Source organism: Phycicoccus sp. Root563, from assembly GCF_001427915.1.
In the GTDB taxonomy this organism is placed as follows: Bacteria; Actinomycetota; Actinomycetes; order Actinomycetales; family Dermatophilaceae; genus Pedococcus.
The window spans coordinates 3,673,345-3,687,324 of sequence record NZ_LMGM01000001.1; the positions used below are offsets into that span (position 1 = coordinate 3,673,345).

The 13,980-nt window shown below is 71.0% G+C and carries 13 protein-coding genes; 9 read left to right on the forward strand and 4 right to left on the reverse strand.

The features are described from left to right. From ASD62_RS17295 to ASD62_RS17315, 5 genes are all read left to right on the forward strand, one after another. Window positions 1-1,606: DEAD/DEAH box helicase (locus ASD62_RS17295; RefSeq protein WP_235530741.1), on the forward strand; the 1,606-nt coding region annotated here is incomplete at its 5' end. 128 nt (window positions 1,607-1,734) lie between these two features. Beyond that, complete coding sequence (locus ASD62_RS17300; protein ID WP_056917022.1) at window positions 1,735-2,289, forward strand: YqgE/AlgH family protein; 555 nt, start codon at window positions 1,735-1,737, stop codon at window positions 2,287-2,289. A 77-nt stretch (window positions 2,290-2,366) separates the two neighbouring features. Then, entirely contained in the window at window positions 2,367-2,669 is a 303-nt protein-coding gene (locus tag ASD62_RS17305) for a DUF3039 domain-containing protein (RefSeq protein ID WP_056917023.1), read from the forward strand. A gap of 156 nt (window positions 2,670-2,825) precedes the next feature. Beyond that, window positions 2,826-3,812 carry a zinc metalloprotease gene (locus ASD62_RS17310; RefSeq protein WP_056917024.1) on the forward strand — a complete coding sequence of 329 codons (987 nt, stop codon included), beginning with the start codon at window positions 2,826-2,828 and terminating at the stop codon, window positions 3,810-3,812. A 134-nt stretch (window positions 3,813-3,946) separates the two neighbouring features. Next, the gene (locus ASD62_RS17315) at window positions 3,947-5,707 is read left to right on the forward strand and encodes a DEAD/DEAH box helicase (protein ID WP_056917025.1); all 1,761 of its coding nucleotides are present in this window, start codon (window positions 3,947-3,949) and stop codon (window positions 5,705-5,707) included. A 24-nt stretch (window positions 5,708-5,731) separates the two neighbouring features. Here the strand turns inward: ASD62_RS17315 and ASD62_RS17320 are convergent, their stop codons facing one another. Beyond that, window positions 5,732-6,196: an Lrp/AsnC family transcriptional regulator gene (locus ASD62_RS17320; protein WP_056917026.1), complete on the reverse strand. Its 465-nt coding sequence runs from the start codon at window positions 6,194-6,196 to the stop codon at window positions 5,732-5,734. Between the two features lie 107 nt (window positions 6,197-6,303). Between ASD62_RS17320 and hppD the strand changes: the two genes are divergently transcribed. Continuing rightward, the gene (gene hppD / locus ASD62_RS17325; RefSeq protein ID WP_056917027.1) at window positions 6,304-7,512 is read left to right on the forward strand and encodes a 4-hydroxyphenylpyruvate dioxygenase; all 1,209 of its coding nucleotides are present in this window, start codon (window positions 6,304-6,306) and stop codon (window positions 7,510-7,512) included. A gap of 99 nt (window positions 7,513-7,611) precedes the next feature. On the opposite strand, the gene ASD62_RS17330 is transcribed toward hppD, so the two are convergent. Continuing rightward, a complete protein-coding gene (locus tag ASD62_RS17330) occupies window positions 7,612-9,084 on the reverse strand; it encodes an amino acid permease (protein WP_056917028.1) in 1,473 nt (490 codons plus the stop codon). 73 nt (window positions 9,085-9,157) lie between these two features. Between ASD62_RS17330 and ASD62_RS21040 the strand changes: the two genes are divergently transcribed. Then, the coding region (locus tag ASD62_RS21040; protein ID WP_369818809.1) for a DUF2510 domain-containing protein at window positions 9,158-9,378 on the forward strand (221 nt) is incomplete at its 3' end. A 268-nt stretch (window positions 9,379-9,646) separates the two neighbouring features. Continuing rightward, window positions 9,647-10,174: an RDD family protein gene (locus ASD62_RS21045; RefSeq protein ID WP_369818825.1), complete on the forward strand. Its 528-nt coding sequence runs from the start codon at window positions 9,647-9,649 to the stop codon at window positions 10,172-10,174. Window positions 10,175-10,180: 6 nt separating this feature from the next. Here ASD62_RS21045 and fahA read toward each other — a convergent pair whose 3' ends face one another. Next, window positions 10,181-11,413 carry a fumarylacetoacetase gene (fahA, locus tag ASD62_RS17340; protein WP_056917030.1) on the reverse strand — a complete coding sequence of 411 codons (1,233 nt, stop codon included), beginning with the start codon at window positions 11,411-11,413 and terminating at the stop codon, window positions 10,181-10,183. A 3-nt stretch (window positions 11,414-11,416) separates the two neighbouring features. Beyond that, window positions 11,417-12,286 (reverse strand): hypothetical protein, encoded by an 870-nt coding sequence (locus ASD62_RS17345; protein ID WP_056917031.1) that lies wholly within the window; start codon window positions 12,284-12,286, stop codon window positions 11,417-11,419. A gap of 101 nt (window positions 12,287-12,387) precedes the next feature. On the opposite strand from ASD62_RS17345, the gene ASD62_RS17350 reads away from it, so the two are divergent. Next, the gene (locus ASD62_RS17350; protein ID WP_056917032.1) at window positions 12,388-13,629 is read left to right on the forward strand and encodes a homogentisate 1,2-dioxygenase; all 1,242 of its coding nucleotides are present in this window, start codon (window positions 12,388-12,390) and stop codon (window positions 13,627-13,629) included. Window positions 13,630-13,980: the final 351 nt, after the last annotated feature.

Sequence of the window (13,980 nt, forward strand, 5' to 3'; positions counted from 1 at the left end):
TGACGACCGTCCGGCCCGCACGTTCAACCGCGACGACCGCCCGGCCCGCACCTTCAACCGGGACGACAACCGCGGCCCGCGCCGCGAGTTCGACCGCAACGACCGCCCGCAGCGCTCGTTCGACCGCAACGACCGTCCGCGCTTCGAGGACCAGGTCGACCCCGAGGCCGAGCGCATGGAGGCCGACACCTGGGTCAAGGCGACCCGCAAGAGCGTCGACGGCCCCGTGAACGTCGCCGAGGACAACGGCTTCGCCGCCCTCGGTCTCTCGAGCCGCCTCGTCGAGCGCCTGGCCCGCGACGGCATCACCACGCCGTTCCCGATCCAGAACGCCACCATCCCGGACGCCCTGGCCGGCAAGGACGTCCTCGGCCGCGGCCAGACCGGCTCCGGCAAGACCCTGGCCTTCGGTCTGCCCGCCCTGTCGCGCCTCGACAACGGCCAGAAGGCGTCCCCGCGTCGCCCCCGTGCCCTCGTCATGGTGCCGACCCGTGAGCTCGCGATGCAGGTGTCCGACGCGCTCGAGCCCCTCGTGCACGTCCTCGGCCTGCGCCACAAGCTCGTCGCCGGTGGCCTGTCCTACACGACGCAGATCAATGCCCTGAACCGCGGCGTCGACCTGCTCATCGCGACCCCGGGTCGCCTCAAGGACCTGGTCGAGCGCGAGGCCGTCATCCTCGACTCCATCGAGATCTGCGTCCTGGACGAGGCCGACCACATGGCCGACATGGGCTTCATGCCCGAGGTCACCGCGATCCTCGACCAGATGCCGAAGGGCGGGCAGCGCATGCTGTTCTCCGCGACGCTGGACAAGGGTGTCGACAAGCTCGTCGAGGGCTACCTCACCGACCCGGTGACGCACTCCACCGACGACGCCAAGGCCTCGGTCACGACGATGGAGCACCACGTGCTGCTCATCGACCCGATGCACAAGAAGACCATCACCGCCGAGGTCGCCAACCGCTCGGGTCGCACCGTGGTCTTCGTCCGCACCAAGCTCGGTGCCGACCGCGTCGCCCTCCAGCTGCGTGAGCAGGGTGTCTTCGCGGCCGCCCTGCACGGTGGCCTCAACCAGGGCGCCCGCAACCGCGTCCTCGGGGCGTTCCGTGACGGCAGCCTCCCGGTGCTCGTCGCCACCGACGTCGCCGCGCGCGGCATCCACGTCGACGACGTGTCCGTCGTCCTGCAGGTCGACCCGCCGGCCGACCACAAGGACTACCTGCACCGCTCGGGCCGTACCGCCCGCGCCGGTGACAAGGGCACGGTCGTGACCCTGGCCCTCCCGCACCAGCGCCGCACGATGGAGCGTATGGCCCGCGAGGCCGGCATCGATGCCGTCCCCACCAAGGCCGTCCCCGGTGACGAGCGCCTCGCGGCGACCGGCGCCGTCACCCCCAGTGGCATCCCGGTCCCCGAGGACCAGGTCCGTCGCGTCCTCGAGGGTGACAAGCGTGGTGGCCGTCGTCCCGGTGGACACGGTGGCCCGCGTGGCGGTGGCCCCCGCGGTGGTGGCCCCCGCGGCCCCCGCCAGGGTGGCGGCAGCCGCTCGTACGGCAGCGACCGCTCCGGCGGCCCCCGCGGCGAGCGCAGCAGCTACTCGCGCTGAGCACCGCCCTTCGGGGACTGACGCACGCTGACCCCAGCGGGCACCATCCGTTCACCGAGCATCACCCGAACAGCCAGAGCCCCGGTCCCTGTGACCGGGGCTCTGGCGTGGGTGGGCATGATGGGGGTGTGGACGCTGACCTCTCGGGCAACCTGCTCGTCGCGACACCCCAGATCGAGGACGGGGTGTTCTGCCGCAGCGTCGTCCTGCTCCTGCACCACGACGCCGAGGGCGCCCAGGGCGTGGTGCTCAACCGCCCCATGGAGGCGCGGATCGACGCGGTGCTGCCGGACTGGCAGGCGCACGCGACGGCGCCGGCCGTGCTGTTCGAGGGCGGTCCGGTGGGCCTCGACAGCGCGCTCGGGCTCGTCACCGCCCCCGGTGACGTGGAGCCGATGGGGGTCAAGCGCCTCTTCGGCGGACTGGGCCTGGTCGACCTCGACACCCCTCCCGCGATCGTCGTCCCCGAGGTGGCCGGGCTGCGGATCTTCGCCGGGTATGCCGGGTGGTCACCCGGGCAGCTCGAGGAGGAGATCAGCTCGGGGAGCTGGTACGTCGTGGAGTCCGAGGGCCGCGACGCGTTCGACGCCGACCCGGCGCAGCTGTGGACGCGGGTGCTGCGGCGCCAGCGCGACCACCTCGCGTTCGTGGCGACCTTCCCGGCCGACCCCGAGATGAACTGACCTGCTCCTCCCGGAGGCGGCCGGGGCGAACCCGGCGGGGGAGGAGGGTGGTGGCTCGGCGTCATACACTCGGGCGCATGAGCGAGCCCCAGATCCCCCTGGACGACCCGCTGGCCCCGTCGGCCCAGCCCTCCACCTCCACCGCCGTGCTGGAGCGCGAGCAGGTCGAGGAGCAGCTCCAGGAGCCCGGTGACCACGAGCGGTTCTCGCACTACGTGCGCAAGGAGAAGATCCTCGAGAGCGCGCTGTCGGGCGAACCCGTCGTCGCGCTGTGCGGCAAGGTCTGGGTGCCCGGCCGCGACCCGAAGAAGTTCCCGGTCTGCCCGACGTGCAAGGAGATCTACGAAGGGCTGCGGGCGCCGCAGGACGGCGGCGAGTGACGCAGTTCGCGGCCGACAGGTTCCGGACCTGCCGAAACGCTGGCTGACTCTTTACCTCGACCTGTCGGCCCCGACCTCGCCGCAGACGTTCCCGCTCCTAGCGTTCCACGGTAGCCACCGACCGACCCGGACGGTGCGCCCCGTGAAAGGACGCTCATGAAGCTTCGCCCACGCATCGCCCTCACCTCCCTCGTCCTCGGCATGACCGCCGTCGGGCTCGGGCACGGCGCCGCCGTCGCCCAGCCGATGGCCGGCGAGAACACGGTCGCCGCCTCCTGCGAGACGCACACCGACGCCGTGAACACGGCCAGGTCGGCCAAGGGAGGCAACCGGGTCGACCCGCACGAGTTCAGCCAGGCGCAGGTCGACCGGCTCGAGGCGCAGTACCGCAAGGACGCTGCGGCCAAGGGGTTCTCCACCTCGAGCAACGGCAAGCTGGCGAAGTCCGACAGCCGCAAGCCCGTGGCGACCGCTGCCTTCGCGGCGACCACCGTGGACGTCTACTGGCACGTCATCACGAACGGGACCAGCGGCAAGCTGACCACCTCGCAGATCAACAGCCAGCTCACCGTCCTCAACAACGCCTACGCGTCGTCCGGCTTCTCGTTCCGCCTGGCCGGCACCGAGACGACGACCAACGCCGACTGGTTCAGCATCGCCTTCCCCGCGAGCGGCGCCGAGCCCAGCGACGCGAAGGCCATGAAGACGGCCCTGCACAAGGGCACCAAGGCTGCGCTGAACCTGTACTCGACGACGTTCTCCGACGGCACCCTCGGCTACGCCCAGTTCCCGTCCACGAACAACACCACCCTCGACGGCGTGGTCCTGGACTACCGCAGCATCCCCGGCGGCAGCCTCTCGCCCTACAACGAGGGCGACACCGCGACCCACGAGGTCGGCCACTGGGTCGGGCTCTACCACACCTTCCAGGGCGGCTGCTCGGGCAGCGGCGACTCGGTCGGTGACACCCCGGCGGAGGCCTCCCCGGCCTTCGGGTGCCCGACCGGCCGCGACACCTGCACGGCGACCGGTCTGGACCCCATCAAGAACTTCATGGACTACACCGACGACTCCTGCATGAACACCTTCACCGCGGGCCAGACGACCCGCATGCAGAACCAGTGGCTCACCTACCGCGGCTGACTCCAGCCACGGCAGCTGACCGACGCCGACACCCGGCCTCCGCGGGTGCAGACGTCTAGCACATCCCGAGGCCCCGGCAGCGATGCCGGGGCCTCGGCATGTCGTTTCCCGACACCGGCTAACGTGGCCACCCTATGAGTACCGCCGCCGCCTCCCACCTCTCACCAGCGTTCCCGGAGCGGGCGGCGTGGGGCACGGCGTCGAAGCTCCGTGCCTGGCAGCAGGCCGCGCTGTCGTCCTACCTCGAGGCCGACCCCCGCGACTTCCTCGCGGTGGCGACGCCGGGGGCCGGGAAGACGACGTACGCGCTGCGCCTGGCCACCGAGCTGCTGGGTCGCGGCACCATCTCGGCCGTCACCATCGTGGCCCCCACTGAGCACCTCAAGACGCAGTGGGCCGAGGCGGCCGCCCGGGTCGGGATCCACATCGACCCGAAGTTCTCCAACTCCTCGGCCCGGCACTCCAGCGAGTACGACGGCGTCGCGCTGACCTACGCCCAGGTCGCCAGCCGCCCGTCCCTGCACCGCACCCGGACCGAGTCGGCGCCCACGCTCGTGATCCTCGACGAGATCCACCACGGCGGCGACAACCTGTCCTGGGGTGACGCGATCCGTGAGGCGTTCGAGCCCGCCGCCCGCCGGCTGGCGCTCACCGGCACGCCCTTCCGGTCCGACACCTCGCCCATCCCGTTCGTCACGTACGCCGAGGACCGCGACGGCATCCGCCGTTCGTCCGCGGACTACACCTACGGGTACGCCGAGGCGCTGCGCGACGGAGTCGTCCGGCCCGTCCTCTTCCTCGCGTACGGCGGGGCGATGCGCTGGCGCACCAAGGCCGGCGACGAGATCGCCGCCCGCCTCGGGGAGATGCTCACCAAGGACTCGATGGCCCAGGCGTGGCGCACCGCGCTGGACCCCAAGGGCGAGTGGATCCCCTCCGTCCTCGCGGCGGCCGACAAGCGCCTCACCGAGGTGCGGCGCGGGGTCCCGGACGCCGGTGGCCTCGTCATCGCGTCCAACCAGACCGCGGCCCGCGCCTACGCCAGGATCCTCGAGGCGATCACGGGCGAGAAGGTCACCACGGTGCTGTCCGACGACGCGGGCTCCTCCGAGCGGATCGAGGAGTATGCCGCGGGCGACTCGCGCTGGATGGTGGCCGTGCGCATGGTGTCCGAGGGCGTCGACGTGCCCCGGCTGTGCGTCGGTGTCTACGCGACCTCCACGTCCACGCCGCTGTTCTTCGCCCAGGCGGTCGGCCGCTTCGTGCGCGCCCGCCGCCGGGGTGAGACCGCCTCGGTCTTCCTGCCGTCGGTGCCGGTCATCCTCGAGCACGCGGCCCGGCTCGAGGACGAGCGTGACCACGCCCTCGACCGGGTCACCAAGGACGACAACAGCGCCTCGGCGATGTGGGCCGAGGAAGACGCCCTCATCGACGCGGCCAACCGGACCGCGCGGACCCCGGACATGGACCAGATGACCTTCGAGGCGCTGGAGTCCGACGCGGAGTTCGACCACGTCCTCTTCGACGCCAAGCAGTTCGGGTTGAACGCGGTGGTCGGGTCCGACGAGGAGCAGGAGTACCTCGGTCTCCCTGGCCTGCTCGAGCCGGACCAGATGTCGTTGCTGCTGCACGAGCGCCAGACCGCCCAGCACGGACGCCGTCCCAAGGCGGCGGACGCGCAGGTGGCCGTCTCGGCCCACCGGGCGCTGGCAGCTCAGCGCAAGGAGCTCAACAAGCTCGTGGCCGCCTACGCCCGCAAGAACAACGCGCCGCACGGGGTCGTGCACAACGACCTGCGCCGCGCCTGCGGAGGCCCGTCGCTCGACGAGGCCACCTCCGAGCAGGTCACCGCCCGGATCGACAAGATCCGCGCGTGGTTCGTCGGCCGCCGCTGACCTCGACCCGCTGGGCGGTGGGCCTCAGCCCCCGGACTGCACCAGGGGCAGGGTGCGCAGCGGGATCCGGGTCGCCAGCGAGATCGTCGTGTTGGCGCGCACGACGTGCTGGTCGTCCACGACGGCGTCGATGACGCGCTGCAGGTCCGCGTTGTCGCGGGCGACGATGTGGATGAAGACGTCTCCGGAGCCGGTGATCGTGTGGGCCTCCAGCACCTCGGGGATCGCCTCGAGGTGCTCCACGACGGGGGAGTGGCCGCGACCCTGGCGGATCTCGAGCGTGCAGAAGGCAGAGACGGGGTAACCCATCGACGCAGGGTCGAGCTGCGGGGCCCAGGACCGGATCACGCCGCGCGCGACGAGGCGGTCCAGCCGCGCCTGCACCGTGCCCCGGGCGACGCCGAGCTCGCGGGACGCCCCGAGCACGCCCATCTGCGGGTGGTCGGTGAAGAGGGCGAGCACGCGCCGGTCGAGGTCGTCGAGGATCATGGTCACATTGTCCACCCAGCCGGGCTGAACGGCAGGCACTCTGCGCACACTGTGCAACGCGGTGGTGCACGGTTGCACACAGGACACGCAGCCGCCACGCTGCAGCCATGACGGACACCACCCTTGACCTGACCCCCCAGGAGCGCGAGGCGAACCTCGACATCGAGCAGCTCAAGCAGCTCGTCGGGCTCGTGGAGTACGACGAGACGAAGGACCCGTTCCCGGTGACCGGGTGGGACTCCATCGTCTTCGTGGTCGGCAACGCCAGCCAGACCGCGCACTACTACCAGTCCGCGTGGGGAATGGAGCTCGTCGCCTACAGCGGCCCCGAGAACGGCCAGCGCGACCACAAGTCGTTCGTGCTCAAGTCCGGCTCGATCCGGTTCGTCATCAACGGCGCCGTCAGCCCCGACAGCCCGCTCATCAAGCACCACGCCAAGCACGGTGACGGCGTCGTCGACATCTCGCTCGAGGTGCCCGACGTCGACAGGTGCGTCGCGCAGGCCAAGTCCGCCGGCGCCCGCGTGGTGCGCGAGGCCGAGGACATCACCGACGAGCACGGCACGGTCCGCATCGCCTCGATCGCGACCTACGGCGAGACCGTGCACACCCTCGTCGACCGCTCGGGCTACACCGGTCCCTACCTGCCCGGCTACGTCGCCAAGCAGTCCACGTGGGTGAAGCGTGAGGGCGCCCCGAAGCGGCTCTTCCAGGCCCTCGACCACATCGTCGGCAACGTCGAGCTCGGCAAGATGGACGAGTGGGTGACCTTCTACAACAAGGTCATGGGCTTCGTGAACATGGCCGAGTTCATCGGTGACGACATCGCCACGGACTACTCGGCGCTCATGTCCAAGGTCGTGGCGAACGGCAACCACCGCGTCAAGTTCCCGCTCAACGAGCCGGCGATCGCCAAGCGCAAGAGCCAGATCGACGAGTACCTCGAGTTCTACGACGGTCCCGGTGCCCAGCACCTCGCCCTGGCGACGAACGACATCCTGCGCACCGTCGACGAGCTGCGCGCCAACGGCGTCGAGTTCCTCGACACCCCCGACTCCTACTACGAGGACGAGGAGCTCCGTTCGCGCATCGGCGAGGTGCGTGCCCCGATCGAGGAGCTGCAGAAGCGCAAGATCCTCGTCGACCGCGACGAGGACGGCTACCTCCTGCAGATCTTCACCAAGCCCCTCGGCGACCGCCCCACGGTGTTCTTCGAGATCATCGAGCGGCACGGTTCGCTCGGCTTCGGCAAGGGCAACTTCAAGGCGCTGTTCGAGGCCATTGAGCGCGAGCAGGACGCGCGCGGCAACCTCTGAGCTCCGCAGCATGGCCGTGAGGGCCGGTATGGCGCGTGGTCACCACGCGCCATACCGGCCCTGCGTCGTCTCCACCCGCGCGGCTGGGCGCTGGCTCCGTCAGTCCCGCTGGGCGAGTCGGGCGTTGCGTCGGCCGTAGACCAGGTAGATCCCCAGGCCGAGGACCATCCAGATGAGGAACCGCGACCAGGTCTCGAGCGACAGGTTCGTCATGAGGTAGAGGCAGGCCAGTGCCGACAGCACGGGGATGACGGGGTTGAAGGGGACACGGAACGGCCGCTTCATGTCGGGTCGGGTGCGGCGCAGGATCGGCACGGCGATGGAGACCACGACGAACGCGAACAGCGTCCCGATGCTCACGAGGTCGGCGAGGTCCTTGAGCGGGATGAAGGCCGCGAGCAGCGCGACGAGGACGATGGTGCCCATCGTGATGCGGTAGGGCGTCCCCCACTTCGGGTGGACCTTGGCCACCGCAGGGGGCAGCAGCCGGTCGCGGCCCATCGAGAAGCCGATCCGCCCCATCGCCACGATGTCGACGAGGATGACGGAGGTGAGGCCGGCCACGGCCGCGATGGAGATGAGCGTGGCTGCCCAGCCCGCACCGACGGCCTTGAAGGCGCTCGCGATCGGGGCGCCCTCGTCCAGCTGGCCGTAGGGGACCATCCCGGTGATGACGAGCGAGACACCGATGTAGAGCACGGTGCAGATGCCGAGGGTGCCCAGCAGGCCCAGGGGGAGGTCGCGGCTGGGGCGCTTGGTCTCCTCGCCGAGGTTGGCCACCGCCTCGAAGCCGGTGTAGGCGAAGAACACGACCGCGGCCGCGGTCAGGACACCGGCGAACCCGAAGGCCGTGGGCTCGATGCCGAAGACGGCCTGGCTGAGCGGCTGCTTGATGCCGGAGACCCCCGCCTTGACGGGCTCCGCCGGGGGGATGAACGGGGTGAGGTTGGCGCCCTTGACGAAGAACGCGCCGGCGATGATGACGAAGAAGCAGATGGCGACCTTGATCGCGACGAGGGTGTTCGTCACGCGGGCGCTCTCGCGGATGCCCACGACCGCCACGACCCCGAGGACGAGCACGATGGCGACCGCACCGAAGTTGACCGGCGCCTGCTCCCCGAACAGGGACGTCGGCAGGTCGAACAGCTGCCTCATGTAGCCCGACCAGCCGCGCGCGACCACCGCCGCACCGAGGGCGAACTCGAGGATGAGGTCCCAGCCGATGATCCACGCGAAGACCTCGCCGATCGTCGCGTACGCGTACGTGTACGCGCTGCCGGCCGTCGGCACGGCGGCAGCCATCTCGGCGTAGCAGAGGGCCGCCAGCAGGCTGACCACCCCGGCGATCGCGAACGAGATGACGACGCCCGGGCCCGCGTGGTTCTTGGCCTCGATCCCGGTGAGGGTGAAGATCCCCGTGCCGATGACGATGCCGATGCCGAAACCCATCAGGTCGCCGGCGCCGAGGTGACGCCTGAGCCTGCTGCCGCTGCTGCCGTCCTCGGTCCCCGGGTCACCCGCCTGGGCCAGGACGTCCTCGACGGGTTTGGTGCGAAGGATCGAGTCACTCATGGGAATTCACCCTAGGTGGGGCCCGGTGGTGCCGCTCGTCGGCGCAGGGCCGCGTGCGTGAGAGGCTGAGGCCATGCAGACCCCCGAGCGCGCCGGCTGGTTCGACGACCCCGAGAACGACCAGCAGCTGAGGTACTTCGACGGAGTGGTGTGGACCAAGCACACCACCCCGCGTTCGACGCGGCAGGCCTCCTCGGCTCCGGCCCAGCCCGGTCAGCAGCAGTTCCCCGGGCAGGGCCACCCGCCGCAGTACCCGGGGCAGACCCAGGCGGGTGCGGGCACGGCGGGGTCGGGNGGTGGGACGGCGCAGCCCCCCGCGCAGGCAGAGGGCCAGGGCGCTTCGTCCACGCCGCCGGGCGGTGGGTGGCAGGCGCCGAACCCCCAGTTCCCCGGGACCCCCCAGTCCGGGCAGTGGAACGCCCCGCAGGCGCAGCCCGGCCAGCCGGTCGGGTCCCAGGCCGGCGGGCAGTACCCCGCGCAGCAGCCCGGGTACCCCGCGCCGTGGGAGACCCCCGGGTACGGCGGCTTCGTCACCGGTCCGGCCACCCCCGACGGTCAGCCGCTGGCGACCTTCTGGCAGCGGGTCGGCGCGTACCTCATCGACGCGCTCATCCAGTTCCTGCTCGTCGTCGTGCTCGCCGGGTGGCTCCTGGTCCGCGCCCTCGGGCCCGTGCTGGACGACTTCCGCCGGGCCGTGGAGTCCAACGACCCCGCTGCGTTCGAGTCGATCAACACGTCCAACCTCGGCTACGGATCACTGATCGCCTTCGCGCTGGTCTCGGCGGCGATCCAGTTCGCCTACAGCGTCCTGTTCCTGTCCCGCACGGGCGCGACCCCGGACAAGGCGGCGCTCGGCCTCAGCGTCCGGCTCCGGGAGCGCCCCGGTGTTCCGAGCCTCGGGGTCGCCGCCCGCCGTTCGTCGGTCCAGTCCGGGCTGAGCCTGCTGTCCAACATCCCGGTGCTCGGCAACTTCGCCGGGCTGGCCGCCCTGCTGGACCTGCTCTGGCCGGCGTGGGACGACAAGAAGCAGGCCCTGCACGACAAGGTGGCCGCCACGAACGTCGTCAAGGGCAAGCAGCCCCGCCCCTGACGCGTCTCAGCGGGCCGGGGTGATCGTCCCGCGCACCTCGCCCAGTCCCACGCGCGCGCCGTCCGGCCCCGGCGCCCAGCCGCGGATGACCACGGTGTCGCCGTCCTCGAGGAACGACCGGGTGCTCCCGTCGGCCAGCTCGATCGGCTCGGTGCCGTTCCACGAGAGCTCCAGGAAGCTGCCGCGGGTGTCGCGCGCGGTACCGGAGATCGTCCCCGAGCCGAACAGGTCACCCGGACGCACGGTGGCCCCGTTGACGGTGAGGTGGGCCAGCATCTGGGCCGGCGACCAGTACATGTCCCGGTACTCGGGGCGGGTGACGACCGTCCCGTTGAGCTCCACCTCGTAGTGCACGTCCAGCCCGTACGCCGCGCCGCTCCCGACGAGGTATGGCAGCGGCGACGGGTCCTGGCCCGGGATCGGGAGGCGGGCGGCCGAGAGCGCGGCGAGGGGCACCACCCAGCCGGAGATGCTCGTCGCGAACGACTTCCCGAGGAACGGGCCCAGGGGGACGTACTCCCACGCCTGGATGTCCCTGGCGCTCCAGTCGTTGAGGAGCACGACGCCGAACAGGTGGTCGTCCGCGTCGTCGACCGCCACGCGGGCGCCGAGGGGAGTGGAGCCACCCACCACGAACCCGAGCTCGGCCTCGATGTCCAGCCGGATGCTCGGCCCGAACGTGGGGGCGGTGTCCGACGGCGCCTTGCGCTGCCCGGTCGGCCGGACCACGTCCGTACCGGACACGACGACGGTCCCCGCCCGGCCGTGGTACCCGATGGGCAGGTGCTTCCAGTTCGGCGTGAGCGGCTCGGAGTCGGGGCGGAAGATCCGGCCGACGTTGGTCGCGTGGTGCTCGCTGGCGTAGAAGTCGACGTAGTCGGCGACCTCGATCGGCAGGTGCATCCGCACGTCCTCGAGCGGGACGAGGTGGGGCTCGACGCAGTCGCGTCGACTGTCGCTGGTGAGCACCTCGACGAGCCACGCCCGGGCCGCGTCCCACGCGGGCCTGCCCCGGGCGAGGAAGGGGTTCAGGGAGGGGGCGAGCCAGACCTCGCCGGACTCCATACCGGCCTGCTCGGCGCAGGCACCGGCGTCGAGGACGTGGTCACCGATCCGCACCCCCACCCGCGGGGCCGAGCCCTGCGTCGAGAACACCCCGTAGGGCAGCGTCTGGAGGCCGAACGGGTGGTCGGTGGGCAGGTCCAGCCACGGTGCGGGGGTGGTCGCGTCCTCGGTCATGGGTCAGGCTCCTTCGATGAGGCGACGCGTCGTGAGCTCGCCGATCGGGTCGGTGACTTCACAGCATCCGTATGCCGTGAAGGTCCTGCGCAGGGCGGCGGCGCCGTCCGCGTCGATGAGGGTCGTGCGATCCACCAGCGTGTCGGTGTCGCGCTCGCGGAGCGCGTCCGTGACGTCGTCGGGTGGGCCGCCGGTGACCGCGGCGTGCACGGCGAGGAGGACGTTGAGCAGTCCGTGCTGCTCGCCCTCGGACCGGGCCCCGCGCACGAGGTGGTGCAACCCACCGGTGAGCTTGAAGGGCACGCCCCGCTCGACCGCGGCCCGCACGAACCCCGCGAGCTCGTCCTCGTCGGGCCACGCCCACGTCGGGGTGGCACCGGTCCGGAACTTGGCCTGGACCGTGCCCTCGCCGAGAGCAGTCCCGAGGTCGTCGAGGGCCCGGGCCTGCTCCGGCCCCCGCGGCACCTCGAGGGTCAGGGGGAGGACGTCGAGGTCTGCTTCGCGCCACTGGGGGGACCACGCCATCTCGACGCCGACGGCGGTGACGTCGCCGGCCGCGGAGAGCAGGGCGACCGCCTGCTCCACCTCCCGGGTGGCGACACCGGGACGGGCGACCAGGGCCACCTCGAGGACGGGGGACACCGCCGAGGCGCTGGCTGCCGCGACCTGTTCGAGCGCGGTCGCCGACGACACGGGGACCAGGAGCGGACCGACCAGCCACGCGTACGCCGCGGCACGGTGGAACCGGTGCAGGCGCACGGCCTCGTCCAGCGGTGCGTTCCCCGGGGGGAAGACCGCGGCGTCGTCGACGAGCCGGGCGAACAGTCCCCGGTCCGCGACGCGCGGAAGGGCTGTCGTCGACGGCGGTGTCATGGCGGCGAGGCTACTAGGGTGGCAAGCGGCCGAGGACCCGGCCCGAGGTCCCTGCGCGACGACGCGACGGGACCGGCGACGAGACCACGACGAGGTGGACAGTGGCGCACTACCAGGCCATGGGGAACATCCCGCCCAAGCGGCACACGCAGCACCGGCGACCGGCCCGCGGCGGCCGACCCGGCGAGCTCTACTACGAGGAGCTCATGGGGGAGGAGGGGTTCTCCTCGGACTCCTCCCTGCTCTACCACCGCAACATCCCCTCGACCGTGGTCGGGGCGCGAGAGTGGTCCATCGGTGACCTCTCCACGACGCCGAACCACCCGCTGGTGCCGCGTCACCTCAAGCTGCACGACCTGTTCGCGCCCAAGGACGTCAGGAACACCGACGTCGTGACCGGGCGTCGCCTCGTGCTCGGCAACGGCGACGTGCGCATCTCGTATGCCGTGGCCGGCGCCCCGAGTCCCTGGTACCGCAACGGCGTGGGCGACGAGTGCGTCTACGTCGAGCGCGGTCGGGCCCGCGTGGAGACGGTGTTCGGCGCGTTCGACGTCGCCGAGGGTGACTACGTCATCATCCCGAGGGCGACGACCCACCGGTGGATCCCGAAACGGTCCACCAAGGACCCGCTGCGGGCGTACGCCATCGAGGCCAACTCCCACATCGCGCCGCCGAAGCGCTACCTGTCGAAGTACGGGCAGCTGCTCGAGCACGCGCCGTACTGCGAGCGGGACCTGCACGGCCCCGCAGGCCCGCTGCTGGCCGAGGACGTGGGGGCCAGGGCGGACGACGAGTCCGAGGTCTTCATCAAGCACCGGGGCAACGGCCCGGGCGGGATCGTCGGGACCGTGCACACCCTGCCCTTCCACCCGCTCGACGTCGTCGGCTGGGACGGCTGCCTCTACCCGTACGTGTTCAACGTGCGCGACTACGAGCCCATCACGGGGCGGGTGCACCAGCCGCCGCCGGTGCACCAGGTCTTCGAGGGCTGGAACTTCGTCATCTGCAACTTCGTGCCGCGCAAGGTGGACTACCACCCGCTGTCGATCCCGGTGCCGTACTACCACTCGAACGTCGACAGCGACGAGATCATGTTCTACGTCGACGGCGACTACGAGGCGCGCAAGGGATCGGGCATCGGCAAGGGCTCGATCTCGGTGCACCCCGGCGGCCACGCGCACGGCCCGCAGCCGGGGGCGAGCGAGGCGTCCATCGGCACGGAGTACTTCGACGAGCTCGCCGTCATGGTCGACACCTTCCGCCCGCTGGAGCTGGGGGAGGGCGGCCGCGCGGTCGACGACGGCGAATACGTGTGGTCCTGGAGCCGTCCACGCACCTCCTGAGGGCGCGGAGACGCCCCCATCACCAGGGCGTTCGGACGAAAACCGTTGCGCTGCAACGGTTTGTGCTCCCCACGAGCACGGATCGAGGGCGATCCAGCCGCCGATCGGGGGCGCGCGCACCTCGATTTTGGACTCTCGCCGATCATGGTCTACAGTTGGGTCATCGCCGAACGCCAAGCGCGCTTCGATCCAAGGCTTCCTGCACAGGGAGAACGGATTTGACGCCCAAGTTGCGAGGCGAGTAACCTTGAACGGTTGCCCCAAACACCCGGCCGGAAACGGCGAGTGGATGGTGTGCGTCCGATCCTTGAGAACTCAACAGCGTGTCAAAAATCGATGCCAATTACCTCG

Coding starts and splice junctions, on each gene's coding strand:
- ASD62_RS17310 (WP_056917024.1), top strand. CDS start 2,826: ATGAAGCTTCGCCCACGCATCGCCCTCACCTCCCTCGTCCTCGGCATG.
- fahA (WP_056917030.1), bottom strand. CDS start 11,413: ATGACCGAGGACGCGACCACCCCCGCACCGTGGCTGGACCTGCCCACC.
- hppD (WP_056917027.1), top strand. CDS start 6,304: ATGACGGACACCACCCTTGACCTGACCCCCCAGGAGCGCGAGGCGAAC.
- ASD62_RS17315 (WP_056917025.1), top strand. CDS start 3,947: ATGAGTACCGCCGCCGCCTCCCACCTCTCACCAGCGTTCCCGGAGCGG.
- ASD62_RS17305 (WP_056917023.1), top strand. CDS start 2,367: ATGAGCGAGCCCCAGATCCCCCTGGACGACCCGCTGGCCCCGTCGGCC.
- ASD62_RS17320 (WP_056917026.1), bottom strand. CDS start 6,196: ATGATCCTCGACGACCTCGACCGGCGCGTGCTCGCCCTCTTCACCGAC.
- ASD62_RS17345 (WP_056917031.1), bottom strand. CDS start 12,286: ATGACACCGCCGTCGACGACAGCCCTTCCGCGCGTCGCGGACCGGGGA.
- ASD62_RS17330 (WP_056917028.1), bottom strand. CDS start 9,084: ATGAGTGACTCGATCCTTCGCACCAAACCCGTCGAGGACGTCCTGGCC.